At 68.1% G+C, this 26,891-nt stretch carries 24 protein-coding genes and 1 tRNA gene; 12 read left to right on the forward strand and 13 right to left on the reverse strand.

What is annotated here, in order from left to right:
* The first annotated feature begins 11 nt into the window (after nt 1-11).
* From ACGF8B_RS21545 to ACGF8B_RS21575, 7 genes are all read left to right on the forward strand, one after another.
* On the forward strand, nt 12-659 hold the full coding sequence (locus ACGF8B_RS21545; protein ID WP_385824757.1) for an ABC transporter permease: 648 nt from the start codon (nt 12-14) through the stop codon (nt 657-659).
* Nucleotides 652-1,923 (forward strand): ABC transporter ATP-binding protein, encoded by a 1,272-nt coding sequence (locus tag ACGF8B_RS21550; protein WP_392740810.1) that lies wholly within the window; start codon nt 652-654, stop codon nt 1,921-1,923. The genes ACGF8B_RS21545 and ACGF8B_RS21550 overlap by 8 nt, the downstream gene beginning before the upstream one ends.
* On the forward strand, nt 1,920-2,822 hold the full coding sequence (locus ACGF8B_RS21555; RefSeq protein WP_392740811.1) for an ABC transporter permease: 903 nt from the start codon (nt 1,920-1,922) through the stop codon (nt 2,820-2,822). Before ACGF8B_RS21550 ends, ACGF8B_RS21555 begins: the two co-directional genes overlap by 4 nt.
* On the forward strand, nt 2,819-3,802 hold the full coding sequence (locus ACGF8B_RS21560; protein ID WP_392740813.1) for a glycine betaine ABC transporter substrate-binding protein: 984 nt from the start codon (nt 2,819-2,821) through the stop codon (nt 3,800-3,802). Before ACGF8B_RS21555 ends, ACGF8B_RS21560 begins: the two co-directional genes overlap by 4 nt.
* A gap of 146 nt (nt 3,803-3,948) precedes the next feature.
* Nucleotides 3,949-4,557: a winged helix-turn-helix domain-containing protein gene (locus tag ACGF8B_RS21565; protein ID WP_392740815.1), complete on the forward strand. Its 609-nt coding sequence runs from the start codon at nt 3,949-3,951 to the stop codon at nt 4,555-4,557.
* A 30-nt stretch (nt 4,558-4,587) separates the two neighbouring features.
* The gene (locus ACGF8B_RS21570) at nt 4,588-4,785 is read left to right on the forward strand and encodes a hypothetical protein (RefSeq protein WP_392740817.1); all 198 of its coding nucleotides are present in this window, start codon (nt 4,588-4,590) and stop codon (nt 4,783-4,785) included.
* Nucleotides 4,782-6,134: an MFS transporter gene (locus ACGF8B_RS21575; RefSeq protein WP_392740819.1), complete on the forward strand. Its 1,353-nt coding sequence runs from the start codon at nt 4,782-4,784 to the stop codon at nt 6,132-6,134. The genes ACGF8B_RS21570 and ACGF8B_RS21575 overlap by 4 nt, the downstream gene beginning before the upstream one ends.
* On the opposite strand, the gene ACGF8B_RS21580 is transcribed toward ACGF8B_RS21575, so the two are convergent.
* The 5 genes from ACGF8B_RS21580 to ACGF8B_RS21600 form a co-directional block, all read right to left on the reverse strand.
* Nucleotides 6,064-6,852, reverse strand: coding sequence for a S16 family serine protease (locus ACGF8B_RS21580; protein WP_392740822.1), 789 nt, complete (start codon nt 6,850-6,852; stop codon nt 6,064-6,066). The genes ACGF8B_RS21575 and ACGF8B_RS21580 overlap by 71 nt on opposite strands.
* 63 nt (nt 6,853-6,915) lie before the next feature.
* Complete coding sequence (locus ACGF8B_RS21585) at nt 6,916-7,071, reverse strand: superinfection immunity protein (protein WP_392740824.1); 156 nt, start codon at nt 7,069-7,071, stop codon at nt 6,916-6,918.
* Nucleotides 7,072-7,242: 171 nt separating this feature from the next.
* Complete coding sequence (locus ACGF8B_RS21590) at nt 7,243-7,884, reverse strand: IclR family transcriptional regulator (RefSeq protein WP_124723277.1); 642 nt, start codon at nt 7,882-7,884, stop codon at nt 7,243-7,245.
* Between the two features lie 336 nt (nt 7,885-8,220).
* Complete coding sequence (locus ACGF8B_RS21595) at nt 8,221-10,176, reverse strand: hypothetical protein (RefSeq protein ID WP_392740828.1); 1,956 nt, start codon at nt 10,174-10,176, stop codon at nt 8,221-8,223.
* A gap of 265 nt (nt 10,177-10,441) precedes the next feature.
* A complete protein-coding gene (locus ACGF8B_RS21600) occupies nt 10,442-12,070 on the reverse strand; it encodes a hypothetical protein (protein ID WP_392740831.1) in 1,629 nt (542 codons plus the stop codon).
* A 285-nt stretch (nt 12,071-12,355) separates the two neighbouring features.
* Between ACGF8B_RS21600 and ACGF8B_RS21605 the strand changes: the two genes are divergently transcribed.
* The 4 genes from ACGF8B_RS21605 to ACGF8B_RS21620 all read left to right on the forward strand — a co-directional run bounded on the left by ACGF8B_RS21605 (nt 12,356) and on the right by ACGF8B_RS21620 (nt 16,683).
* Nucleotides 12,356-12,886, forward strand: coding sequence for a hypothetical protein (locus ACGF8B_RS21605; protein ID WP_342285922.1), 531 nt, complete (start codon nt 12,356-12,358; stop codon nt 12,884-12,886).
* Nucleotides 12,887-13,249: 363 nt separating this feature from the next.
* Entirely contained in the window at nt 13,250-13,696 is a 447-nt protein-coding gene (locus tag ACGF8B_RS21610) for a hypothetical protein (protein ID WP_392740834.1), read from the forward strand.
* A complete protein-coding gene (locus ACGF8B_RS21615; protein ID WP_392740837.1) occupies nt 13,696-15,990 on the forward strand; it encodes a hypothetical protein in 2,295 nt (764 codons plus the stop codon). Before ACGF8B_RS21610 ends, ACGF8B_RS21615 begins: the two co-directional genes overlap by 1 nt.
* A 33-nt stretch (nt 15,991-16,023) precedes the next feature.
* Entirely contained in the window at nt 16,024-16,683 is a 660-nt protein-coding gene (locus ACGF8B_RS21620) for a hypothetical protein (protein ID WP_392740840.1), read from the forward strand.
* Between the two features lie 118 nt (nt 16,684-16,801).
* Here the strand turns inward: ACGF8B_RS21620 and ACGF8B_RS21625 are convergent, their stop codons facing one another.
* The 4 genes from ACGF8B_RS21625 to ACGF8B_RS21640 form a co-directional block, all read right to left on the reverse strand.
* Nucleotides 16,802-18,583 (reverse strand): DEAD/DEAH box helicase, encoded by a 1,782-nt coding sequence (locus ACGF8B_RS21625; protein WP_392740843.1) that lies wholly within the window; start codon nt 18,581-18,583, stop codon nt 16,802-16,804.
* Nucleotides 18,584-18,707: 124 nt separating this feature from the next.
* Nucleotides 18,708-19,091 carry a type II toxin-antitoxin system death-on-curing family toxin gene (locus ACGF8B_RS21630; RefSeq protein WP_392740845.1) on the reverse strand — a complete coding sequence of 128 codons (384 nt, stop codon included), beginning with the start codon at nt 19,089-19,091 and terminating at the stop codon, nt 18,708-18,710.
* Nucleotides 19,091-19,288, reverse strand: coding sequence for an Arc family DNA-binding protein (locus ACGF8B_RS21635; RefSeq protein WP_383927505.1), 198 nt, complete (start codon nt 19,286-19,288; stop codon nt 19,091-19,093). The genes ACGF8B_RS21630 and ACGF8B_RS21635 overlap by 1 nt, the downstream gene beginning before the upstream one ends.
* A 45-nt stretch (nt 19,289-19,333) precedes the next feature.
* Nucleotides 19,334-20,797 (reverse strand): MFS transporter, encoded by a 1,464-nt coding sequence (locus ACGF8B_RS21640; RefSeq protein WP_392740847.1) that lies wholly within the window; start codon nt 20,795-20,797, stop codon nt 19,334-19,336.
* A gap of 185 nt (nt 20,798-20,982) precedes the next feature.
* On the opposite strand from ACGF8B_RS21640, the gene ACGF8B_RS21645 reads away from it, so the two are divergent.
* Nucleotides 20,983-21,057, forward strand: a tRNA-Cys gene (locus ACGF8B_RS21645).
* 83 nt (nt 21,058-21,140) lie between these two features.
* Here ACGF8B_RS21645 and ACGF8B_RS21650 read toward each other — a convergent pair.
* The 4 genes from ACGF8B_RS21650 to mycP form a co-directional block, all read right to left on the reverse strand.
* Nucleotides 21,141-21,809 (reverse strand): hypothetical protein, encoded by a 669-nt coding sequence (locus ACGF8B_RS21650; RefSeq protein ID WP_392740850.1) that lies wholly within the window; start codon nt 21,807-21,809, stop codon nt 21,141-21,143.
* Between the two features lie 40 nt (nt 21,810-21,849).
* Nucleotides 21,850-24,210 (reverse strand): hypothetical protein, encoded by a 2,361-nt coding sequence (locus ACGF8B_RS21655; RefSeq protein WP_392740853.1) that lies wholly within the window; start codon nt 24,208-24,210, stop codon nt 21,850-21,852.
* 20 nt (nt 24,211-24,230) lie between these two features.
* Complete coding sequence (locus ACGF8B_RS21660) at nt 24,231-24,665, reverse strand: hypothetical protein (protein WP_392741026.1); 435 nt, start codon at nt 24,663-24,665, stop codon at nt 24,231-24,233.
* A gap of 178 nt (nt 24,666-24,843) precedes the next feature.
* Nucleotides 24,844-26,223 carry a type VII secretion-associated serine protease mycosin gene (gene mycP, locus ACGF8B_RS21665; protein WP_392740855.1) on the reverse strand — a complete coding sequence of 460 codons (1,380 nt, stop codon included), beginning with the start codon at nt 26,221-26,223 and terminating at the stop codon, nt 24,844-24,846.
* Nucleotides 26,224-26,891: the final 668 nt, after the last annotated feature.

The raw sequence follows: 26,891 nt of genomic DNA on the forward strand, positions 1-26,891 counted from the left end.
AGGAGTGACGTGTGAGCTTCTGGGAGTACTTGGGAAACCGGCACCAACAGCTGCTCACCGACGCGTACCAGCACGTCAGCGCCGTGTTCCAGTGCATGGTGATCGCCACCGTGCTGGGCATCCTGATCGGGGTCGTCACCTACCGAAGCGGCTGGGCGGGGTCACTGGCCATCACCTCGACGGCGACGATCCTGACCATCCCCTCCCTCGCCGCGATCGGCCTGCTCATCCCGCTCGTCGGCCTCGGGGTCGCGCCCACCGTGATCACCCTGACGCTGTACGGGCTGCTGCCCATCGTCCGTAACTCCATCGTGGGGCTGCGCGGCGTCGATCCGTCGCTGGTCGACGCGGCGAAGGGCATCGGGATGTCCCGGCTGGCCCGGCTCTGCCGGGTGGAACTGCCGCTCGCCTGGCCGCCGATCCTCACCGGCATCCGGGTCTCCACCCAGATGCTGATGGGCATCGCCGCCATCGCCGCCTACGCCTCGGGCCCCGGCCTGGGCAACGAGATCTTCCGCGGCATCGCCTCGCTGGGCAGCGCCAACGCGCTCAATCAGGTGCTCGCGGGCACGCTCGGCATCGTCATCCTCGCCCTGCTCTTCGACGCCGCGTACGTACTGCTCGGGCGGCTCACCATCCCGAGGGGGATCCGTGTCTGAGACCGCCACCGGGAGCACGGACGCCGGCAGCGCCGGAACGCCCCGGACCACGTCCGGCGCCACCATCCAGCTGGAGGACCTGACCAAGCACTATCCGGGGAATCCGAACCCGGCGGTGGACAGCGTCTCGATGGACATCAAGGCCGGTGAGACGGTGATCTTCGTGGGCCCGTCCGGCTGCGGCAAGTCCACCACCCTGAAGATGATCAACCGGCTGATCGAGCCCTCGTCCGGGCGGATCAGGATCAACGACGAGGACGTCACCGACATCGACCCGGTGAAGCTGCGCCGCAAGATCGGCTACGCCATCCAGTCGTCCGGGCTCTTCCCGCACATGACGGTCGCCGAGAACATCGCCCTCGTACCGAAGATGATCGGCTGGTCGAAGTCGAAGGTGAAGGACCGGGTCGAGGAGATGCTCGATCTGGTGGGGCTGGACCCGCGGGAGTTCCACGGGCGCTATCCCCGCGCGCTCTCCGGCGGTCAGCAGCAACGGGTGGGCGTGGCAAGGGCGTTGGCGGCCGATCCGCCGGTGCTGCTGATGGACGAGCCGTTCGGCGCGGTCGACCCGATCACCCGTGACCACCTCCAGGACGAGCTGATCCGGCTCCAGCACGAACTGCACAAGACGATCGTCTTCGTCACCCACGACTTCGACGAGGCGATCAAGCTGGGGGACCGGATCGCGGTGCTGCGGGAGCGTTCGCACATCGCGCAGTTCGACACCCCGGAGGCCATCCTCACCAATCCGACGGACGACTTCGTCTCCGGTTTCGTCGGTGCCGGTGCGGCGCTGAAGCGGCTCAATCTCACCCGGGTACGCGATGTGGAGATGGCCGAGTTCCCCACGGTGACGGTCGACGACCCGCTCCAGTCGATCTTCAACAAGCTGCGCAGCGGCCCGCACAACGAGCTGTTGATGCTGGACCGCAGGAACCGCCCGTACAAGTGGCTGCGGCGCGGCGACCTGATGCGGGCCCGGGGTTCGCTGGCGCGCGCCGGGCAGCTGGTCCACGACACGGTGACGCGTGACGCGACGCTGCACGACGCGCTGGAGGCGGTGCTGACCGACAGCGGCGGACGGGTCGCGGTGACCGGGCGGCGCGGCGAGTTCATCGGCGTCGTCGACATGCAGACCCTGATGAACTCCGTCCATGAACTGCTGGAGGCCGACCGGCTCGCCGCCATCGAGCACCAGCACGACCTGGAGGAGTTGCGCAGCCACCAGACCGAGACGGAGCTGGAGGGCGGTCCGGGCGCATGACTCGCAATCCACCGCTGAACCACGAACCCCCGCGCCGGCCGCGCCCCGAGCCGTCCGTGCCCTCCTCCGACAAGGACCGCCCGCCCGGCGAGCACGACGTGAAGGGCCATGCCTTCCGGGACGAGGAGGAGGAGCCGGCCCCGCCGCCGAGCGGTCCGCCGCGCCGGTTCACCTGGCGCAAGCTGGTGATGATGCCGGTGGCGCTCGCGATCGTGCTGGCCGTCACGTATCTCTGGATCACCAATGTCCACCTCGACTCGATCGCGCGGAACTCGCTCACCGGCGGCAATGTGCAGCTGCGCTGGTGGCAGCATGTGCGGCTGACCGCGATCTCGACGTTCTGGGTGCTGATCATCGCCATTCCGCTGGGCATCGCGCTGACCCGGCGCAGGCTGAGCAAGGGTGCCCCGGTGGTCACCGCGGTCGCCAACATCGGGCAGGCGACACCGGCGATCGGCCTGCTGGCGCTGCTGGTGATCTGGCTGGGCATCGGTCCGTCGACGGCGATCATCGGCATGGTGATCTACGCGGTGCTGCCGGTCTTCTCCAACACGGTGGCCGGTCTCAAGGCGATCGAACCGAATCTGGTCGAGGCCTCGCGCGGCATCGGCATGTCGGCGACGGGGACGCTCACCAAGGTCGAACTGCCGCTGGCCGTACCGCTGATCCTGGCCGGGGTACGTACGGCCCTGGTGCTCAACGTCGGCACGGCGACCCTGGCCACCTTCGTCGGCGGCGGCGGTCTCGGTGACCTGATCACCTCGGGCATCCAGACCCAGCGGATGCCGGTACTGGTGCTCGGCTCGGTGCTGACGGTGGTGCTGGCGCTGCTGGTGGACTGGCTGGCCTCACTCGTCGAGGTGGCGCTGACACCGCGCGGACTGGAGGTGGGGCGATGACGGGCCCGCGGAAGGTGCGTGCCGGCCTGGTGGGGGCGGTGGCGGTGGCGCTGCTGCTCTCCGGGTGCGGGCTGAAGAGCGGCTCGCCGATGGTGGACGACGTGGTGCCGGGCTCGGTCGGCCGGGGGAAGCCGCTGGACGGTGCCTCGCTGACCGTCACCTCGAAGAACTTCAGCGAGAACATCATCCTGGGCCAGATGATCGGCCTGGTCTTCAAGGCCGCGGGCGCGGAGGTCCTGGACCGGACGAACCTGCCCGGCTCGATCAGTGCGCGCGAGGCGATCGTCAAGGGCGACGCGGACGCGATGTACGAGTACACGGGCACCGGCTGGATCACGTACCTCGGCCATGCGAAGCCGATCCCCGACCCGTTGAAGCAGTGGACGGCGGTCCGGGACGAGGACCGCCGTACGGGGGTGACCTGGCTGACGCCGTCCACGCTCAACAACACCTACGCGCTCGCCATCAGCCGGAAGAACAACGCGAAGTACCACCTGAAGACGCTCTCCGACGTGGCGGCGCTGGCGGAGAAGAACCCGTCGGCGGTGACGATCTGCGTGGAGAACGAGTTCGCCTCACGCGACGACGGGCTGCCGGGCATGGAGAAGGCGTACGGGATGTCGCTCCCGGCCGCCAACATCAAGAAGATGGACGCCGGGATCATCTACACCCAGGTCTCCAAGTCCGACTCCTGCCTGCTGGGCGAGGTGTTCACCACGGACGGCCGGATCAAGGCGATGAACCTCGAAGTGCTCGTCGACAACAAGCACTTCTTCCCCAACTACAACGCGGCACCGGTCATCCACACCAAGACCTTCGAGAAGTATCCACAGATCGCCGGACTGCTCGACCCGGTCAGCAGGAAGCTGACCACCGAGGTCGCCCAGGTGCTCAACGCCAAGGTGGACGTGGACGGGCAGGACCCGCACGAGGTGGCGAAGGACTGGCTGATCCAGGAGGGGTTCATCAAGCAGGGGTGAGCCGGTGCCGGGAGACACACCGCACACCACGCACGACTCACTCACCGGCTCGCCGACTCACCGGCTCTCCCCCGGAGACCCACGTGCAAAGGATGTGTTGCAAAAAAACTGTTGCAAAGAAGATTTTGCAAGTCTACGGTTCACCCATGCCCGAAACAGAGGACGGCGCCGAGACGCCCGCCGAAGCCGAGAACATCCACAAGGTCGATGCCCGCACCCTGCGCGGGCTGGCCCATCCCCTGCGGCTGCGGCTGCTGGCCGCGCTGCGGGAGTTCGGCCCCGCCACCGCCTCCGGTCTCGCCGGCCGGCTCGGCGAGTCCAGCGGCGCCACCAGCTACCACCTCAGGCAGCTGGCGACGTACGGCTTCGTCGAGGACGACCCGGAGCGCGGCAAGGGCCGCGAGCGCTGGTGGCGGGCCGCGCACCGGGGCACCGTCTTCGACAGCGGCAGATTCCTGAGCCACCCCGACCCCGAGGTGCGCGGCGCGGTCGACCTCGTGCTCCACGAGATCGCCACCGCGCACTCCCGGGAGCTGAACACCTGGATCGGCACCATGTCCGAGTGGCCCGAGGAGTGGCGCGAGGGCTGGGACATCAGCGACTTCCAGGTGCGCCTCACCCCGGACCTCGCCGAGGAGCTGATCGGGAAGGTCCACGAACTCATCGAGAGCTACCACGGCCGGGTCCCGGAGGGCACCGAGGGCTCGGCCAACGTCCGCAGCCATGTGCACCTCTTCCCGCGCCCCGCGGCGTAACCAGCCCCTCCCGACCGGAAGGACATCGTCGTGCACCCCGATACACATCTGCAGCTGCACCACCTGCGTGCCGCCGAACTACGGCTGTGCGCAACGGAATTCGGCCTGAGATCGGCCGCGCAGGGCGCCGGTCTGCGCACCCGGCTGGGCTGGGCCCTCGTCGGACTGGGGCTGCGCGTCCTGCCCCACCGGGCCGGCCACACCTACGTCGTGCCCGGTCCGGCGTGAACGGTCGGGGGGACCGCAGCCGTATCCCGCTCGCCGCCGTACTGTCCGCCAACTCCATATCCAGGGCGGGCAGTTCACTCACCATGATCGGTGTCCCGTGGTTCGTCCTGGAGACCACGGGAAGCGCGGGCCGGGCCGGTGTCGTCGCCTTCTGCGCAACCCTGCCGATCGTCGTATCCGCCCTGATCGGCGGCCCCGTCATCGACCGGCTCGGACGGCGCCGGGTCTCCGTGGCCTCGGACCTGGTGTGCGGCCTCGCCGTCGCCGCCATTCCGCTGCTGCACTACGCGGACGCCCTGGCCTTCTGGATGCTGTGCGCGCTGATGGCGGTCGGCGGGCTCGCGCACACCCCGGGCGACACGGCGCGCTACGTCCTGGTGCCGGATCTCGCCGAACACGCCGGCACCACCCTCGCCCGCGCCGCCAGCCTCTTCGACGCCGTGTCGCGCGGCGCCCGGATGGTCGGGGCGGCACTGGCCGGCGTACTGATCGCACTCGTCGGCGCGGAGACCGTACTGCTGCTGGACGCGGTGACCTTCCTGACGTCCGCGCTGCTGATCGCGGCAGGCGTACGGGGAGTGCGCGCGGCCGAGCCCCGCAAGGCCGCGGCACCGGTCTCGCTGCGGGCGTACCGCACCGAACTGCGCGAGGGCTACGCCTACCTGCTGGGCAACCGGCTGCTGCTGGCAGTCGTGGTGATGGTCCTGTTCATGAACGGCACCGACCAGGGCTGGAACGCCGTCCTGCTCCCGGTGCACGCCTCCGCCGAACTGGGCGGGGCCGGTGACATCGGGCTGCTCACCGCGCTGTTCGGCGCGGGCGGGCTGGCCGGGGCGCTGCTGTACGGGGCGGTCGGGCACCGCTTCTCGCGGCGGACCGTGTTCACGGTGTGCGTGCTGCTGTGCGGCGCGCCCAGGTACGTGGTCGCGGCGCTGACCGGTACGACGCTGCCGCTCGCGGTGACCATGGCGCTGAGCGGGCTCGCGGGCGGGGTGCTGAACCCGATCCTGACGACCCTGATCTACGGAACGGTGCCCGACGAGCTGCGCAGCCGGGTCTCCGGGGTCCTCACGGCGGGCGGCGAACTGGCCATGCCGGTGGGCGGTCTCGCGGCCGGCCTGCTGGTCGAGAGCGCGGGCGTGAAGGGCGCGCTGCTGGCGATGGGCGGGGTGTACCTGCTGGCGACGCTGAGCCCACTGGTATTCCCGGTGTGGCGCACGATGGACGGCGCGGTGGCGGAGCGGGCTTCCGTACCGGCCGACGAGCCGGTCGGCGAGATCAGCAGCTCGGGACCCTGTGCCCCTGCTCCAGTGCCCGGAGCGAGGACACCGCGCTCTTCAGAGTCGTGACCGGAATCAGCCGCATCCCCTCGGGCAGCTCGGCGCCCGCCTCCCGGCACTCCGCCTTCGGTACGAGGAAGACGGTCGCCCCGTCTCGGCGCGCGGCCTGAGTCTTCAGCGACACCCCGCCGACCGCCCCGACCGACCCGTTCGCCTCGATCGTGCCGGTGCCCGCGATGGTGCGGCCACCGGTGAGATCGCCCCCCGAGCCGTCCCCGTCGAGCTTGTCGACGATGCCGAGCGCGAAGAACAGGCCGGCGCTGGGTCCGCCCACATCGGCGAGGCTCAGGGTCACGTCCACCGAGCCGGGCTTCTTCCCGAGGTAGTTCAGCGCGGCGTCGACCGCGGAGTCCTGCGACTTCCGCATGTCGTCGAGGTTGTGCTTCTCGATCTCCTTCTCGGAGCCGCCGGTCGGGTAGACGGAGTCCCGGGGCAGCACCGCCCGGTCCGTACGGAACCAGCCGTCGATCACATCGCCGATGCCGACGTCGGCGGTGGGCCCGGTCGCGAGGATCGTCGTCATCCGCAGCTCACCCTTGGTGGGTCGGGTGGGCGCGCCCTTGATGCTGATCACCGGCGTGCCGTGATCGTCCCCGAGCACGTTCGCGGTCGAGCCGGGCTGCGCCAGGGTGAACGGCAGCGGCGCGAAGGCGGCCACACCGAACAGGGCGAGCACGGGCAGGGCGCACAGGGCGAGGGCACGGGGACGCGAGAGACGAGGGAGCACCCGCCCAATCTAACCGCCGGAGCGGGCACAAGGGCCGGGCGCCCCGTACCCGGCCCGGGGCGTCTACGGCGTGCGCCGGGTTCCCATCTGCATGGCCGGGGCGACCACCCGGCCGATGGACGTCCAGCCGAGGAACAGATTGATCACGAACACCGAGCCGGTGTTCGCCCCGCGCCCCGCAGCGATGAAGAAGGGCAGGAAATACAACGGGATACCCACGGCAACGAGAATCGTGAGATCAGAACCATTCATCGGAACCCCCGGAACGGCCACGGGCTCCGGTCGAGGCGTGGGCCCCGAAGACATACGGCCCGTCCGGGCATCCGCTCAGACGTGATCCGGCCATGAAGCCGCCCGCGGGCCGGTGGGGGCGGCCCGCCGCAGGGCCCGCTACCGGAGCGCGTCCGCCACTTCCCTGGCCGCGTCCACCACACGGGGGCCGACGCGTTCGGGTACGGAGTCCGCGAGCATCACCACACCCACGCTGCCCTCGACTCCGGTCACCCCGACCAGCGCGGCCGCGGCTCCGCTCGCCCCGGCCTCCAGCTCGCCGTGGGTGAGGGTGAAGGCGGTCTCGCCGACCGGCTTCTGGCGGGCGGCGAGGATCGCCCGGCCCGCGGCACCCCGGTCCAGCGGGTGGCGGAATCCGGCCCGGTAGGCCACGTGGTAATCGGTCCAGGTCGGCTCGACCACCGCGACGGCCAGCGCGTCGCTGCCGTCGACCAGCGTGAGGTGTGCGGTGGCCCCGATGTCCTCGGCGAGCGAGCGCAGCGCGGGCAGCGCGGCCTCGCGCACCAGCGGATGCACCTGGCGGCCCAGGCGCAGCACGCCCAGGCCCACTCGGGCCCGGCCGCCCAGATCCCGGCGTACCAGGGCGTGTTGTTCCAGGGTGGCGAGCAGACGGTAGACCACGGTCCGGTTGACCCCGAGTTTGTTGGACAACTCGGTGACGGTCAGGCCGTGGTCGGTGTCGGCAAGCAGTTTGAGGACCCTCAGGCCCCGGTCGAGCGTCTGGGAGGTTTCCGCGGTCACGACGCCCTCTCCTCTTTGATGAGCGGCAGCGGCTGATTCCCACGGAATGTGCGTCGCCGGTCCCAGCGGCGACGCACGGAGAGGCCGCCGGCCTGGCCAGGCACCGGCTGCGCCCCGCTGCGGGCTCTGCCACGGGGCGTTCATTTTTTGGGACAGTAGCGAGCGAGTCCGCTCAGCGGAAGACCTCGTCCAGAATCCGGGCGTTGTCCGAAGGGGAGTTGGCTTGAAGCAGCATAAGCGCCGGTCAGCGGGGCGTCGGCCGGATCCCGGAGGTCTACGCGCGTCCAGGTCGGCCGACGCCGTCGCGGCGCTTCACGCACCGGAAGTGAACTGCCGTTAACTCACGGTGAACGCCTGCTGCACAATTTTTCCGTTAACGAGCACCTCGCAGGCCCGGATCGACTTCGTCGCCGGGTCCCGGACGGTGAAGTCGAGGGCGAAGGTGCCGTCGAGACCGATGACCCGGGTGACGTACGGATCGGCGGTGCGTTTCCCGTCCGCGGTGCGGCCGGTCACCGAGACCGTGGCGACGGGGGCGAATCCGCGTCCGGCCACCTGGACCGTCGTGCCGACGGGCCCCTCGGGGGGCGAGAGCGCGAAGGACGGTCCGGCGGGGACGGTTCCGTCCTGGACGGTGAACGCCGCTGTCTCGGTACGGGGGTTGACGAGGACCTCCCGGACCCGGATGGCGACGGTGTCGGCGGCGTTGACCTTGAAGGTCTGCGAGAACGCCCCGTCCAGCCCCACCACCTTGGTCTTCGCCGGGTCGGACGTCTGCGAGCCGTCGGCCCGCAGCCCGACGATGGACACGGTCGCGACCTTCGCGAAGCCCTGCCCGATGACGGTGACGGCGGTGCCCTTCGGGCCGGCCGAGGGGGTGAGCACGACGAAGGACGGGGCGACGGTCAGCGGGGTGGTGGCCTGCGCTCCCCCGGCGGTGACCTGGAGCGCGTACACGGCACGCGGGGTGGATCCGGCCACGGTGACCGTGCCGGCCAGCGTTCCGTCGGCGCCGATCCGGAGGGTGGAGCCGCTGATCCGGGCGCTGTCGCAGGAGCCGCCGTCGGCGGTGCAGAGGGCGGCGGTGGGCGTGGTTCCGGACGGCCAGTCACCGCCGGAGAGGGCGATCGTTCCGCCCGGCCTGACCTTCGCCGCGCCCGCGGAGAGCGTCGCGGAGGCGTCGGTCACGGTGAACGGGGTGGTGAGCACGGTGGCCGGATCGTTTCCCTCGTCGACCTGGATCGCGGCGATGGCGGGGTCGGAGACGGTGAACTCGACGTTGAACGTGCCGTCGGGGGTGCTCTTCACATAGACGGCGGTGTCGTCGAGCGTCGCCCCGCTCGCGTCCAGGCCGACGGTGTTGATCCACCGGTCCTGGAAATAGTTGCTGCCGGTGACGGAGATGACGCTGCCGACCGGCGCGCCGGAGCGGGAGAGCGCGATGGCCCGCGGCCCGCCGGGCACGTACGCCTTGACGGTCAGGGGCGCGGTCGCCTCCTTCGTGCCGTCGCCGACCTTCACCAGGTACGAGCCGTCGGGCACGGCGCCCGCGGCCGCGAGCACCGCGCTTCCGCCCAGCTCCCCCGAAGCGCTGATGGAGAGGGTGCTGGAGGCGAACTTGCCGGTGTCGCAACCACCGCCGTCCGCCGAGCAGAGCGACGGTACGGGGGTGGCGCCCGCGGTCCAGAGGCTGCCCGACAGGGCGACAGCGGTGGACGGCCGGACGGCTGTGGTGGGCGCGGTCAGGGTGGGCGGATGCCCCGCGGTGCCCTCGGCGGTCACCGTGCCGATGGAGCCGCCGCCGCTCACCACGTCGCACGGGGTCTCGTAGGTGGAGCCGAGCACCTTCGTACGCGTCAGATTGCGTATCGGGGTGAAGGTGATCGGGCCGCTCGCATTGGCGGGGATGAGGAAGTCCCCTTCGTACGGCGGGATTTCGATGGGCTTGCCGGACGGGATGTCGAGGTTGATCTGGGGGCCGGTGACGGTGACCGTGCCGGTGGCGCCACCGGACATCGCGAAGTCGATGCTGGGGGTGGTGGGCACATCGCTCAGGCTGAGTCCGCTGGTGGCGGGGGACGGTCCGAGGGCGACCTTGGCGTGGACCTTGCCGCCCGGGTCGACGATCGACGGTGAGAGGTCGACGCTCATCTCCTGCGGCCCGGTCGCCTCGCCCTGGCCCGCGGGCAGGGAGCAGTGCACGGTCGGGGTGACGGTGCCGGCCTCGGCGGCGGGGGCGAGTGCGACGGTGCCGCCGGTCCAGACGAGCACGGCCCCGGCGGTGAGCGCCACGGCACGGCGTAACCCCGCGCGTCCGCGGTGAACCATCCCCGACCGTCCGGCCCTTCCCGGCCGTTCGGTTCTTCTCGATCTGACGGACACGGACATGCGTCTCCTCCATGGCTGAGATGTCGGCTGCGGGAATTCCCGAATTCGGAACGGCGGCGCCCGCCCGCTCCGATGCGATACGGAGCGGGCGGGCGCCTCCGGAACTTCCCCTCACGGCTCCCGGAAAATCCTCCGGAGAACACAGAACAGAAAACGGAGAATGAAGAATTCAGAGAAGAGTGAGGGTGAGGGTCGCGCTGTAATCTCCGGGCGGGGTGAAGCCGGGGACGGTGAGGGTGAGATCGGCGTCGGCGTCGAACCGGCCGCCGGTGAACGGGCGGGAGCCGTCCGGATCCATCCGGCAGAGGCTCGCCGCCCCGCTCCCGAGCGCGGCGGGCGAACCGGCCACCGGCGCCCCCACGCTGCCGTTCTGCGCCGTGCACCTGGGCGTCCACCGGACGGCGTCGGCCGGGATGGTGCCGCCGCCGGAGGAGGTGAACCCGGAGAGCGTGGCGGTCAGCGACCAGCCGCTGTTCACACCGCGGCCGTCCTCCACCTCGACCCGGTTGAGCCGGGAGCGCTGCACACCGCTGCCGGTGCCCAGCACCGTCGTACCGAAGTCGACGGTGTCACCGTCCTGGACCATGGACAGTGTCCCGGCCCTGACCGAGGTGCTCAGCCGCTGGTCGGCGCTGCCGCCGTCCCCTCCCCCGCCGTCGGAGACGGTGAACGGCACGGTCCGCACGGTCGCCGGATCGTTGCCCTCGTCCGCCTGGACCGCGACGACGGCGTCGGAGATGACGGTGAACTCGACGGAGAACGTGCCGTCCGGGCCGCTCTTGACGTAGACCGCGCTGTCGTCGAGCCCGGTGCCCGAGGCGTCGAGGCCGATGACGTTGATCCAGCGGTCCGGGTTGTAGTTCTTGCCGCTGACCGTGACGACACTGCCGACGGGACCGCTGCCGCGCGACAGCGAGATCTCACGGTCGCCGGCCGCGACGGCCCGGACGGTGAGGGGGGCGGTGGCCTCCTTCGTACCGTCGTTGACCTTCACCTCGTACGCACCGTCCGGCACCGCACCGGCTTCCGCGAGGGTGGCCGTGCCGGCCAGCGTGCCGTCACCGCCGATGGTGAGCGTGTTGCTCCTGAACTTCAGCGGATCACAGCCGCCACCGCCCACCGCACAGAGCGAGGGCACCGGCGACCCGCCCGGCGTCCACCCCGAACCCCCCAGCGCCACCGCGGTGTTGGGCCGTACCGGATCGGCGGGAGCGGTCAGCGTGGCGGGTTCGGAGCCGGTGCCCTCCACCGTGACGCCGCCGACGCTGCCGCCGCCGCCCACGACGTCGCAGGGTGTCTCGAAGACGGAGCCGAGCACCTTGGTCTGCGTCAGCGTACGGACCGGGGCGAACGAGATGTCCCCGGAGGCGTCCGCCGGGACCAGGAAGTCCCCTTCGTACGGCGGGAGTTCGATGGGCTTCCCGGCCGGGATGTCCATCGTGAACTCGGCCCCCCGCACGGTGACGGTGCCGGTCGCCCCGCCCGACATGGCGAGGTCGAGGCTGGGGATGGTCGGCACGTCCTCCAGCGCCAGCGCGCTGGTGGCGGGGGACGGCCCCAGCGTGACCTCGGCGTGCACCTTCCCGCCCGGGGCGACGACCGCGGGCGACAGTTCGACGGTCATCTCCTGCGGCCCGGTCGCCTCACCCTGCCCCGCGGGCAGCACGCAGTGGACGGACGGGGTGACCACACCGGCCGCCTGCCGCCCGGCCGCCGCCGCGTCCCGCGGCGCGGCCTGGGCGGTGGCCCCGGCGCAGCTCAGCGACATCACGAAGCAGGCAGCGAGCAGACCGGTCACGCCGGGTCTTCGTCGTCGTATCACCAGACACCCCTCCATGGCCCATTGATTGCGCACATTGAGGAGGCCGGGTGCAAAGAAGTCAAGAGAGAACCGGTTGATCCTTGCCTGAAATGCCCGAAGAGCATTTCCACGGGAATTTCAAGTGCTCCTGCGGACATCTCTTGACTTCTCCGAGGACCACCGTTTCACTGCACCCGACATGCCGGGCCCGGCACGCAGATCCACTTCCTCAGTTCTTCGGTGAATCTGCGGAATTCAGAACCGGAAGGAGTTCCCCCCGTCATGTCGTCGAATCGAAGACACATCCCCCTGGTGCTGGCCGCGGCCTGTTCCGTGGCCGGCGCACTCGCCCTGGCTCCGGCGGCCCATGCGGTGACTCCGCTCACCGCGACGGCCACGTACGACTGCGGCGCCTGGGGCAGCGGTCTCGCCACCCTGACCGCCACCGACTCGGGCACGTCCAAGACGATAAAGATCACGTCCACCGCGATCACCATGCCGGCCGGTACCAGCGCCGACCCGAACAGCATCACGACGACGCTCAAGCTCAGCAAGACCTCGGGCGGCGTCACCAGCCAGGTGCAGTTCTCCGGCAAGACCAACCCCGGCCTGAGCGGCGGCAACCCCATCACCCTGGGCCCGCTGAAGCTCACCTCCGGCACCCTGGCCGCGGGTGACAGCACGAATTCCGTGGTGCTGGCCTCGCCTCCGAGTGCCACCAACTGGTCACTGCAGATCGTGGCCTCGTCCCCGACGTCGGCCACGGTCCCGTGCGTCGCCACGGCCAACCAGTCCGCACCGTTCGTCTGGTAACCGCACCACCCGCCCCGAACCAGAGGCCCTAGCCGCACCACTTTCATCCGCACGTACGAAAGCCGCACCACTCCATCCGCACGTACGACGCCGGCCCGGGGCGAGGACCGCTGTCCCCGCCCCGGGCCGGCGCACACCCAGCACTCGGCACCCGGCACTCGGCACCCGGCACTCGGCACTCGGCACTCGGCGTCCGACGCCCTGCGCTGCCACCCCGGACGCACGTACCTCCTGGCCGATCGCCACAATCAGTGACCATTTCCTACGCCAACTCCCTGTCCCCATTGGTAAATTGACGCACCGCTCATCGCCCGCGCGGGCGGCGTACGGGAATCAACGGGACTATGGGGAAGGCATCCGCCAGTGGCGTGGGACGAGTGGGAACAGTTGAAATCCGAGGCGGCGGAGAGAAATTCGACCCAGATGCAACTGAATCAGGTCGAACCAGGCGGCGGAGGGCCGATTCCCCAGGGCGACCTGGAGGTCGATCAGCAGGACCTGGCGGCGATCGGCAATACCGCATTCCGGATGTACGGAGATCTCGAGAAGGCCGGTGACCACGCCCGCGCCGCCACCCAGAAGGCTGCCGGCGGGCTCAGGGCGGAGACCTTCGCACTGGGCGCGGCCCTCGATCACGTGGCGTCACGGTGGATCGACCAGGTCCGCTCACTGCTGGACGCCTGTGCCCACATCTCGAACCACCTCGATTTCACCAAGGGCGCCCACGCCGACGACGAGGTCTACATCGCCACGCTCATCAGCAACATCGACACACTCGACAAAGGCTTCGACGAGAGGTCGGGCCACTGATGGACCTCGACTCCCTGCGCTTCGCCAACTTCTCCGGTCTGGATACGGCCATCGCCGACTGGGAACAAATGGTCGCAAAGCTCAAAGCCCTTCAGAGTGACGCCAAGGACGACCTCAAAGCCAAGTCGGACAAGGCGAACTGGGCCGGCGAGAACGCCACTGTCACCCGCGCTTTCGTGAACAAGACGGCGGGAGAGTTCGCCGACGCCCACACTCAGGCCGAAACCATCACGAAGATCCTCACCGACACTCGTGGGGAACTCGTCGGCTACCGCACGCAGCTCAACACTGCGATCCATCGCGGGGCGCAGAAGAACCTCACTGTCATGGACACGGGCGACGGATCCTTCACCGTCACCATGAACATCCACCCCGACAGGGCCGCGAAGGGCACCACGCTGCCCGAGCACACCCAGCAGGACGTCGACACGTTCCGGGACGAGATTCAGAACATCCTGAAGAAGGCCACGGAGAGCGACACATCGGCGGCGAAGGTACTCACCCTCCTCGTCGACCAGGCCAAGTACGGCTTCTCGGATGCCAGCTACTCGGACCGCGACTCCGCGGCCAAGGCGGTGGCCGAGGCGGAGAAGACGGCGAAGATCCTCAAGAAGGACCCGCACGACGTCACGCTGACCGAGCTCAACGCTCTCAACACCTCCCTGGCCGCTTACAAGAACGACCCGCTCTTCGCCGAGCGGTTCGCCACTCAGGTGGAACCGAAGAAGGTCCTGGAGTTCTACGCCGGAATCGCAGATCCATACCAGGGATACGGGACCGACCGGGCCCGGATCGAGCAGGCGAAGAAACTTCAGAAGAACCTCGGTATCACGCTGGGTACGGCCACACTCTCCGACAGCGACACGATGGAGCGCTGGGAGCAGCAGATGGTGAAACTGGGCCCCGACCGACTCGGTATCGACGACGCCAACGACCCGACGGGCTTCGGCGTCATGAGCAACCTCATGCGCTTCGGTGACTACGACGACCAGTTCCTCAACAACTACGGCGAAACCCTCATCGCCTACGACAAGGAACACAACGTCAAGGACATGAGCCCATGGATCAACAACCGGGATCAGGGGGATCTCAACTTCTACGGGAAGAACGACCGCGGCCGGGACCCGATGACCGGCTTCATGGAAGCCCTGGGCCACAACCCCGATGCCTCGACCCAGTTCTTCGCACAGCCCGAGGGCGCGGGGGCGACGATCCGCAAGGAAGACGAGGTGAATGATCACCTCAAGTACCTGACCAAGGACCGAATCTGGCTCCCGGACGCCCCCTTCGGCGGTGACGGCAAGGCCATGGCCGGTCATGACTCGCTCGGTCACGCCCTGGAATCGGCCACCACCGGATACGCGTACGACGCCGACCCGATGTCCGGCAAGGACCCCATGGTCCCGGGCGCCAAGGACCACCGGACGGCCGCGACGGCAGGCGTCATGGAGCAGGTGGCGTTCCTGTACGGGAGCGAGGAAGGCCCCAAAATGCTGCACGAGCAGTCACCACTGGCCGACAGCCTGGGGAAGATGGGAGCCGCGTACATCGACGACATCGACTACAGCCTGTCGGGGGTCGGGAACTCCGCCAAGACCGACGAGTCATTCCCCGCCAAGTACCAGGGGCGGGCGAATTTCGGCGAGCAGGGCGCCATCAACTTCCTCAGCGTGCTTGGGCAGAACGAAACCTCGCACGGCGTCGTCACAGCGGCGCAGCACCTCTACACACTGAGCGCTCTGGACGCCAACCCGGCCACTAGCGAGGCGAACATCAACCACGCCAAGGACGCGCTCATGACGGGTGGCGAGGCCCGCGGCATCCTGGACCACTCGCGCGTGCAGCAGGCGGAAGCCACGTACGGCAAGGAGGCCGAGGAAGCAAACAAGTCTCTTGGCCGGTCCGGTGACTGGGTGAAACTGGGCGCAGGCGTGGTGGTGGGAGGCGGAATCGCGGCGATCCCGCTGCCCGGCTCCACCGCCGCAGCCCTGGTGGTCGCTCCCATGGCGGCGGACACCGTCGGTGACATGGTGAATACATTCATCGGTCACGAGGTCGACAAGAGCATCGACAGCTCCGAGCAGGACGCCGCCGAGAAGTCGCAGATGACCAGTCAGAAATTCTACCAAAAGGGCGCCGACGAGCTCGGCACGGCTTACGTCGCCTACGAAAAGAATAATCCGAAGTGGGAAAACAGTGAGAGTTCGGAGTGGGCGAGGGACATCGAAAGCAGCTACATCAACACCGGTTCGAACCAGGACGACTTCCGAGGGCGCGCACCGTACAAAGACTGACCGGCAGTCGACTACGCACATATCGGAGCGCTCATGAAGGCAACAACGCGCTGGGCTGCATTCTTGACTCTTGTCGTCGCCGGGGTGACCGCATGCGGCAACGACAGTGGCGAGGAAGCGAAGCCCGACGTACTCTCGGCCACCCAGGTCTGCGACGGAACGCTGGACACAGCGGCAGCGGCAGCGCTGGGACACCTCGGCGGCACGGACCGCTTCACTGAGATCGAGGGGAAAAAGGAATCCGGGACCCCGTACAAATTTTCCTTGAAACATGCGGCAGAGACTCTTTACGACGACCCGTCCAAGAAGAACGACTGCCTCATCTACAAAGCCGATGGCAAGAACGATTTTCCGCTTCTCGACATCAGTTTTCAGGCACGGAAGAGCCATCCCGACCTCGCCGAAGAGGACAAGTCGAGCGATTCGGGGGAGATGTTCTTCCCTCTCGGCCTGTTCGCATCCGCACGGGGCGAGGACAGCACTTCGCTCTACTTCGCGTGCCCCACGTCGGGGCCCGATGGAAAGATGCCCTATGTGGAGGCGGAAATGTTCTCTGCACGAGGCCAGGTGAACCCTGACGGAAAGGGACGCATGACCGTACTCAATGCCGTTTCCCGTGCCATGGCCGAGGAGTTGGGCTGTGCTGCGGAGGCCAAGCTGCCCGCCGAGGTACCGGACGCCCTGGCCGGATGACGAGCGCGTGAGACCGGGAAGGAACACGACCGTCCCGGTCTCGCTGCCGTTCCGATCGCCACCCGCGCACAGGGGGTGCTCCACAGCCGTAGCGGAGCGCCCCCCGTCATGCCAGGGTTCACGTCATGCGGGTGGCCCACTCCTGGACCTTCTTGATCCGCTGCTGGATCTGTCCGGCCGTGGCCTCCGCGCTCGGCGGGCCGCCGCACACCCGTCGCAGCTCGGTGTGGATCACGCCGTGCGGCTTGCCGCTCTGGTGCGTGTAGGCCGAGACCATCGTGTTGAGCTGCTTGCGCAGGCCGAGCAGCTGCTTGTGCGTGACCACCGGCCGCGCCTCGGCCGGCTTCTCCAGCAGGTCGGCCTCCTCGGCCGGCCGCTGGCGGCTGTGGGCGATCTGCCGGGACTGGCGCTTCTGGAGCAGCAGCTGCACCTGGTCGGGTTCGAGCAGCCCCGGAATGCCCAGGTAGTCCTGCTCCTCCTCGCTGCCGGGGTGCGCCTGCATGCCGAACTCGGCACCGTCGTACAGCACCCGGTCGAAGACCGCGTCCGATTCGAGGGCCTCGAAGGGCAGCTGCTCCTCGGTCTCCTCGTCCTCCAGCTTCTCGGCATCGGCGAGGAGCTTGTCCTCCTCCGCGAACGGGTTCTCCTCGTCGCTGCCCTTCTTGGGCTTGTCGAGGACGTGGTCCCGTTCGACCTCCATCTCGTTGGCGAAGTCGAGCAGCATCGGAATCGTCGGTACGAAGACCGACGCGGTCTCGCCGCGCCTGCGCGAACGCACGAATCGCCCGACGGCCTGCGCGAAGAAGAGCGGCGTGGAGATGGTGGTGGCGTACACACCGACGGCCAGGCGCGGCACGTCGACACCTTCCGACACCATGCGGACCGCGACCATCCAGCGCGACCCGTCCTCGCTGAACTGGTCGATCCTCTTCGAGGCGGCCTTCTCGTCGGAGAGGACCACGGTGGCCTTCTCGCCGGTGACCCGCTTGAGGATCTTGGCGTACTCGCGCGCCGATTCCTGGTCGGTGGCGATGACCAGCCCGCCCGCGTCCGGGATTCCCTTGCGGACCTCGGTCAGCCGCTTGTCGGCGGCGCTCAGCACATTGGGGATCCACTCGCCGGTGGGCGACAGCGCGGTGCGCCAGGCCTGCCCGATGGCGTCCTTGGTCATCGGCTCGCCGAGCCGGGCGGCGATCTCGTCGCCGGCCTTGGTGCGCCAGCGCATGTTGCCGCTGTAGCTGAGGAAGATCACGGGCCGGACAACGCCGTCGGCGAGCGCGTTGCCGTAGCCGTAGGTGTAGTCGGCCGAGGAACGCCGGATGCCGTCGTTGCCCTCCTCGTACACGACGAACGGGATCGGGTTGGTGTCCGAGCGGAACGGCGTACCGGTGAGCGCGAGCCGCCTGGTGGCCGGGTCGAACGCCTCCTGGCAGGCCTCACCCCAGGACTTCGAGTCACCGGCGTGGTGGATCTCGTCGAGGATGACGAGGGTCTTGCGCTGCTCGCAGCGGTTGCGGTGCAGCATCGGCCGGACGCCGACACCCGCGTAGGTGACCGCGACGCCGTCGTACTCCTTGCTGAGCGGGCCCGCGCTGTAGTCGGGGTCGAGCTTGATCCCTATCCGGGCCGCTGCCTCGGCCCACTGCTTCTTCAGGTGCTCGGTCGGCGCGACGACGGTGATCTGCTGCACCACGTGGTGGTGCAGCAGCCATGACGCGAGGGTCAGCGCGAAGGTGGTCTTCCCCGCGCCGGGGGTGGCGACCGCGAGGAAGTCGCGCGGCTGCTCCTGGATGTACTTCTCCATGGCGCCCTGCTGCCAGGCTCGCAGCTTGCCGGCCGTGCCCCAGGGGGCGCGGCCGGGAAAGGCGGGTGAGAGGTGGTGGGAGGCGGTAGTAGTCACGGTCTCCGGTTCGGGGCACTCGGGTACGTGGTGGGGTGTCCGTAGGACAACCGGGCCACCCTACCGGCGCAGCGCACGGAACCTCGTACGAACAGACCGAGGCCCCGTGCGGGTGCGACTCAGCTCACACGCCCGAGCGCAGGGAACGCAGGCGCTGGGCAATGTGTCCGACGTCGTCGAGACTGCCCATCGCCACCTCGATGACAAGCTTGTACGCCTCGTCCTGATCGACGTCCACCATGTCCGAACCGTTGAAGTCGAGGAAGACGACCGTGCACATCCAGGCCATGCGCTTGTTGCCGTCCACCAGGGGATGGTTCACAGCAAGCGACTGGAGCAGGGCGGCGGCCTTCTCGAAAAGGTCCGGATACGCCTCCATGCCGAACATCTGGGACTGGGGGCGGTGGACAGCCGAGCTGAGCAGCCCCAGATCGCGCACCGCGATCTGCTGCTCCCCGCAGGCAAGCTCCGCCAGGTCCAGGACTTCCTGGACCGTCAGGTACTTCACTACTCCCCCAGCCGCCGCAGCAGATCGGCATGGCGCACCGCGTACTTGGCGCCGAGCCGACGGACCTCATGTCGATCCGCTTCCTGCTCGAGGTACCGGTCGATCGCCTGCAGCACTATGGCGTGCATGCTCCGCCCTTCCTCCTCCGCACGGAGCTTGAGTGCCTCCTGCTGGTCGTCACGCAGACGCAGATTCATAGCCATACCAAAACGGTACCATCACAGGGGTCGCAGCGATACTACTCACCGCTCCCGCACCCGGGCCGCCACCCACGCCCCCACCAGCGCCACCCCGGCCATCGGCAGGAAGACCACCGCGAACGCCCCCGGATGGGACCCCGCCGCCCCCGCCTCCGCCGCCTCGTGCACGGCCCCCACGGCCCCGCCGCCCATCGCCGCGAAGGCCGCTCCGCCCGCCGCGAGCAGCAGTACGTTGGAGAGCCCGTCGGAGATCTGGAGGGCGGCCGAGTTCGCCCCCGCCTCCTCCGGCGCCGACAGCTTCAGCAGCAGCACGCTCGTCGACGCGAGCACCATGCCCATGCCGAAGCACCCGAAGGCCCAGGCCACGGCGACGGTCCAGACCGGCACCGAGTCGATCAGCACGGACGGCGCGGCCGCGATCGCCGCGGCGACCAGCACCATGCCGCCCACCATCATCCGCTCCCGGTACGGCTCCAGGCTCGGCCGGGACTGTACGTACGAACCGAGCGCCCAGGTCCCGCCCCCGGCCGCGAGCGAGAACCCGGCCATCGTCGGACTGAGCCCGCGCTGGGTCACCAGCATCAGGGGTACGAAGGACTCGGCGGCGATGAACGACCCGGCCGCCACACCACGCAGCAGCACCACCGAGGGCAGCCCGCGCGCCGCCCGCCCGGTGCCGGGCGGCAGCAGCCCCCGCACCGCGGGCACGAGCAGCGCGACACCCACGGCGGCCGGCAGCAGAGCGAACCAGTTCAGCTCCTGCCCGGCGTACTGGAGCAGCGCCGCGCCCAGCGAGATCCCGAGCGCGAGCATGATGCGCCGCCGGTCGTACGGCTCGACGGGCGCCGCCGGATCGGCCGGCCCCGACGCCCGCCGCCGGATCGCGGGCAGCGCGAGCGCCAGCGGGAACACGACGAGGACCGGGATGCCGATGAAGACCCAGCGCCACCCCAGGTGCTCGGTCACGCTCCCGGCGGCGAGCGGCCCGACGACGGACGGGATCACCCAGCTCGCGGCGAACGCGGCCAGGATCGACGGCTGCAACCGCTTCGGGTAGGCCCGGCTGATCACCACGTACAGCGCCACGATCACCAGCCCGCCGCCGAGCCCCTGCACGGCGCGCCCCGCGACGAAGACCCACATGCTCCCGGCGGTCCCGCAGAGCAGCAGCCCCGCCGCGAACGCGCTGATCCCGGCGGCGAGCGGCCCCAGCGGCCCGCGCCGGTCCGCCCACTGCCCGGAGAGCACCATGGCGAAGAGGCTGGTCGTGAAGTACGCGGAGAACGCGAACGCGTACAACGGAATGCCGTGCAGCTCCCGCGCGGCGACCGGCATCGCGGTCCCCACGGCGGTCGCCTCGAAGGCGATCAGGAACACGACGGAGACGATGCCGATGCTCAGCGCCCGATAGTTCCGCCCGAGCACCCCTCCGGATTCGACGGCGGCAGGGGCGTCCACGGCAAGGGGTGGGACATCGACGTCGTCCCGCGGTTCCAGGGCACTCATGAACCCAAGCGTAAGGGGCAAAATCCCAGATGAGCCCTGTCGTGAGACGGTCCTCCGGTCCTCCGTTGGTCGTAGGACCATGATGCCGATCGTGAACGCGGTATGGCAGTCGCATTGCACCCCGCCCCGCACCCTTGAGTGACGGGACCTCCGCCCCTACGGTCGAACCACGACAAGGAACACACGGCCGTGTGCCCGAGTGGTTCAGGGGCTCGACTGCAACTCGAGTTACACCGGTTCGAATCCGGTCACGGCCTCCACAGACAGAGCCGCCCGCCCCGTGGAAGTCCGGGACGGGCGGCTTTCCGGGACCTTCGGCAACGACCCTGCCACCAATGGAAACTCAGTTGGTGGTCCGGGGCTCCAGTACGGGCTTCTCGGGCAACCCGCCATTGTTCTCACACTGCAGCGTCTTCGCCACGGCAAGGGATGCTGCGTGCAGAACCGTCAGGTTCGCTTCCCGCGAATCGGACAGATTCTGCTCATGGCCACTAGGTCGGCCAAAATTTCCGAGTATGCGCATCGGACGAACCTTCGAACCTTTAAACCGAGTGCTCACGCACTCGAAGTAGAGAGCAGCGGACGTCGGAGTCGCCTCGGACTGCTTTCCCATGGTGTAGAGCTTCCCCCCTGCCGGAAGGCGCAGATCTCCCACGTCCTGTGGCGCGTACATAGAAAATGTGATGCCTGCCCTCCCCTTTCTCCCCGCACCTTCCGGGGCGATTCGACACAAGGTGTCGCCTTGAGCCCAGCGATGGCCGGACTCATACCCGGCCTCAAGCGCATCGACGACGCGGTCCATGGCATTCGCGTTGGTCCCGGCGAACGAAGTCGCACCCGTGACGGACTCGATCGTCTTCGCCAGCGGACCCTTGAACAGACCATCACACACTTCCCCCGACCCGACGTAGTCCGGCGTCCCCTTCTCCTCGCCACACCCGGCAGCCGTCGCCCCGACAGCCATCAACAACCCGACAGTGCACAGCGCTCGCCTCACACGCACCGCTTCCACGGCCTTCACCTCCGCACCCCGTCCCGCACCATTCTCCGGCTCAATCCCCGGTCTCGGGATCGCTGCCCTGCTGGTTCTCACGGTCATTTCCTGTTCCATATCCAATTCTCATCGACTCCCTCATGTCCTGACGGAATCCGGAATCGGCGGCAGTCGTATGCCGCTCCAGGAACCCGTCCATGGGCGCCTCAGCCATGGACTCGCCAGATCGGAACACCCTGGTCTTCTCCTCACGAGTGAGATCCTCGACCTCTTCCTTGTGTTCATCCACGGACTGGTCAGAGATGTCTCCGATGAACTGACCAACGACATGCTCCACGGCTCCACTGGCCGTGTCGCTGCCCAAAGTAATAAGCGTTGCTGCTGCCCCCACAGCAGCGACCTCAGGCAGGAAGGCAACACCAGCAGCTATTCCCACACCGGCACCGAACTCGACCCAACCGGAACGCGCGGCCACAGCCTTCTCATAGTCCTCCTGATCCTTCATATGGGATGCAACTACCTGATCCGCACGGGATTGGTCGAGCATGCCCTGCACCTCGGCACCCGTACCGACTACTGACCGCGCAGCACCCTGGTTGATCTCGCCACTCGAGTCCACCTGACGCTCCAGCATGCCGGTGGTATAAATCTGTTCTGCGTTGGAAAGTGTGGCGTATGCGTCTGGGTGCTGCCCCAGAGTACTGAGAAATTGACGCACTGCAGCTCGCCCATTGCCGCTTTCCCCATCACCGTTCACGATGGAGAAGTCGAGGTGCCCTTCCGGGTTCTTAGTCGGAGCAAATACACTGTCCGAGCCATTCTTTTCGAGCGACCAGTTGATGTCGTCGATGTACCCGGCACCCATGACCCCAAGGCTGTCGGCCATCGCCTCCTGCTTTTTCAGCAGGCCGGCATCCGCGCCGTACTTCTCCATGACGTCCCGCATGACGCCGGCGTTGTCCGCGTCCCGCACGACGTCGGCGTGCGGACTGTCGTGTGGGTACCCGAGGGTCGCTGCCTCCAACGCATGTCCGAGCGCGTCCGGCATGTAGCCGAGCGACTTCTCCTGTTCCTTCGGGTCGAGCGAGTCGACGTCCCCGAAGGACTCCCACTTCTCATTCCCGAAGAAGTCAAGGTAGTTGTCGATGGCTGCACCATCCGCCTTGCCGAGGTCTGCCGTACCTCCCTCGTCGACCGTGCCGTCCTCGTTGTACTTGGTCGGGTCGTCGGAGAAAAAGTGCTTGGCCGCGTCCGGGCTGTGCCCCAGCGCTTCCAGCATGGAGACGGTGGGGTCGTACCCGGAGCCGTTGACGCCGGAGGGGTTGAACGGGTTTTTGAACGGACTGTTCACCACCTTGCTGTCAGCGAACGTGTATGGGTCCTTCTGGTGCAGCTGCGCTACGTGCTCGGCAATCGGGTTCAAGAAATTAGCGCTGTAGTTCCCGTACCGCATGATCCCGCCCAGCAGCTGGTATCCGAACGGCCCACCGCTGTCGTACTTGGTCAGCGGGATACGCTCGGTACCGAGTTTGCGCAGCTCCGGACCCCACTCCGCACTGAAATCCTTGTCACGGGAAGCCATGGCGAGATTGAGGCCCAGGTTCTTCTGGAGTGCCTGGACGTCCTTGAGCCGTTCCTTGTCGACCTTGCCGTACTCGTACGTATCGGTCGAGAGCTGACCGAAGAATGCGAGCGACTTCTCCGGGGTCAGCTTCCTGTAGAAGTCCTTCGCGAACTCGGACGAGTTGCTGTTGTCATGGAGCAGTTCGTTGAGTGCTTGGAGCTCGGTGTGCGTGATGTCGCGGCCCTTGGCAGCGAGCGCGGCAGCGCGGGCCGCTTCTTCCTGGTCCAGGTTCTCGTACTTCGGCGCGGTGAAGTCGCGCCTGTCGGTGACGTTGGCCTCAAGCGCGTTCTTGAAAGCGACATCGGTGTCGTTGCAGTTGTCGACGATGAGGTCGATCTTCTTCTGCCATGCCTCGATCATCTTCTTCTGCCGCGCCAGAGTCTCGAAGTAGTCGGGATCTTGATTGGGCGAAACCCCTGACTTCTCGTATGGATGCCGAGCCGTGACCTTGCCCTTGGCATCGACATGGATGCCAGCGACGGGTCCTTCGTCGTCGCGAATGCTGATCAGCTCGTCCTTGGCCTTCTTGATGGCCGCATGGCCCTCTTCAAGGATCGCCTTCACGCCCTTGGCCTCGGCTGCGGCGTCCGCGAACTCCTTGGCAGTCTTGGTGACGAACGTCTTGGTGACCCCCGCGTTGAGGCCTTCCCATTCCGCCTTGTCCGACTTGCCCTTCATCCCGTTGGCCGCGTCATCGGCGAGCTTGTCCAGGTCGCTCGCCATCTTGCCCCAGTCGTCGACCGCAGATTTCATTTTCCCCACGGGGGCGTCGATCAGATCCTCGTACTTCAGCATGTGCTTACTCCCCCGACCCCTTACTTCATGTATTCCGTGAGCTTGGAGATCGGTGCCAGGTCCCCCTCGACCTTCGCTTCGTCCTTCGCATGCTGAGCCTTGGTGTAATCGAGGTGGTTCGAGATGTGCGCAAGGGAATCCAGCAGAGTCTTCAGATGGGTATTCCAGAAGTCGTGCACCTTGAGCACCGCCGAACCGCTTGCGAAGTTGCCGTTGGTCAGCGCGATCGCCGCGTCGAACGTGGCGGGACGAGCGCGGTCCCCCTCTTTCGACAACCGAGTCCGCAATTCGTAGGCGTCGTTTCCGATGGCGCCGAGGGAGTCTCGGTTGACCACCAGGTCGGGGGCGCCACCCCCGCTCCCGCCGCCCTCGGCCGGGACGCTGTCGATCTGCATGGCACTCCGCCGCGCGGCCGCCGCGTCACGAAGCTCCGCCCACTCCTCATCGAACGACACGAACTCCCCCCAAATTCTGGCCTGTTGGCCATCTTGCCCGAGAAACACGGCCACCGCCGGGTCACTTTATCGGCGGAGCGCCCGGGGCGAGCACCCCGACCACGGACGGGATCGGCCCAGCGCGCAGCGACTGCGGCAACCGCGCTGACCGTGGCGCCCGCCGCGCGCTTGTCTGCGCCTATGTCCAGGGCGAGTTGGAGCCGGGGGGAGCGGCCGGTGGTGGTGCGCAGGCCGGGTGCGTGGGCTGCTGGTGAGGCTGTGGTTGCTGGTACGGGTTGGGGTACGGCTGCTGGTGCGGGTACGCAGGCGGGGCTGCCGCGGACTTGCGGCGGCGGGAGCGGATGGCCAGGCCTGCCGTCACCGCGCCGATGAGCGCGAGCGCGCCGATGCCCAGACCGATCCAGAGGCCCGTGTTGCTGCTGTTGCCGTCGGAGAGGGGAGCTGCCGCGGTCGGCTCGTCGGGGCTACCTGAATCCCCGGTCGCCTTCGAAGGGTTGGGGGAAGCGCCGGGACTCTTGCGCTTGGCTGCCGCGAGGTCGGGGAGCGGGTACACGTCGGGCGGGCCTGGGTCGCCCGGGGTCTTGAGGGCGATGCGGGGGCGGACCGCGCCGTAGCCGACGTAGTCGTCACGTTTCGCGCCACTCTTCGGTTTGCCCGCTGTGTTCAGCATGACGCGGAGGACCTGGTTGTTGGTCCAGTCGGGGTGTTGTGACCAGATGAGGGCGGCGGAGGCGGAGGCGATCGCGGTGGCGTCGCTGGTTCCGCTCGTCTTGCACAGCTGAGTTCCGCCCTTGCAGGGATGGACCATGTCGATTCCGGGTGCCGTGAAATCGATCTGCGGCCCGTACTGGGACTCGTCGGTCTTCTTCGCGTCGTGACCAATGGCGCCTACGCCGACAACCCCGGGCGTACCAACCGGGTATTCGAGCAGGTTGCCTCCATCACCGCTGTTTCCGGCGGCCGCGAAGACCAGCGATCCATTGTCGAGTGCGTACTTCACCGCATCTGTGAGCGCTTGCGAACCTTCCTGCACACCCAGGGAGATATTGATGACCTTCGCGCCGCGTTCCACTGCGTACCGAATCGCTACAGGGGCAACTCGATTGAACTTTGCGTCCCCCTCAGCCTGGGTTGCCCCGACTCCCGATTCGGGCATGCGGATCGGGAGGATCTTCGCTCCTGGCGCAAGGCCGAAGGCGCCGTTCCCTCTGTTGCTCCGGCCCGTCCCCGCGATCAGGCCGGCCATGCTCGTACCGTGACCGTCGTAGTCGGTGTGCTCATCACCCGCAACATCCGACTCCAGGTTCCTTCCCTTGAGAACCTGCCCCACCAGGTCCGGATTCGCCGGATCCACCCCGGTATCGATCACAGCAACGACAACGCCCTTGCCCGTACTCGTCTGCCACATCTCGTCTGCCTTCATGGCGTCGAGATGCCACTGCATGGAACGCGTGGAGTCAGCAGACGCGGGCACAGCGGAACCGCCTACCAGGAGCAGGCCCAGCGCAGCCGCCATCGCGGATCGCCGTCGTGCAGCTCCTTCACTCCTGATGCGCATCCAAGTCCTTCGTGAGTTCACTGCTGATCAGTCGATGACCGGCGGGACTACGCGTCGGCCGCCTTGCTGCCAGGTCTCATCGTCTTCGACCAAATAGTCCGGCCGCTCGCCGTTCTCATCCCGCCTCGTCGTGTGCGCCCCCGAGCCTTTACGCGTCGAGCCTCCCGAGGCCCCTCCCCTCACCAGACCGGACCCTCCGGGAGTGAACGGGCGTGCGGACCCGCGACCCTGTGGTTGGCGGCTGCTGCCACCTGTGATCGGGGAGACTCCGGAACCGACGCCGCCACCCATGCCCGGGGCACGCCCCATGGGCGCTGCGCCGCGGGGGTTCTCGTTGCCGATGACCGTTCCACGAGGGATTCCCGCGACAGAGCGTCCTGGTTCCGGGGGTACAACGCGGCCACCGGTGATCCCGTTGGGCCCGGGGGCACGGCCCACCGGACCGGGGCCCGGCGGAGTCGCCCCCGGAGCAGACACTGACGGACGCGGCAAACCAGTCGCACGGCCTCCTCCACTGGTGCTGTGGGGTGCGGAGGGGCTGGTAGGGGGAACAGGCGGAATCATGCCTGGCGTCAGCGAGGGAAGATTGTCAGGCCTGGGCCCGGTTGGCGGCACTACTGGATTCGCAACCCGCGAAGGCAGCGTGTCCGGCAGCGCGGCCACTGCGT

This window comes from Streptomyces sp. NPDC047917 (assembly GCF_043204345.1).
GTDB lineage: Bacteria > Actinomycetota > Actinomycetes > Streptomycetales > Streptomycetaceae > Streptomyces > Streptomyces sanglieri.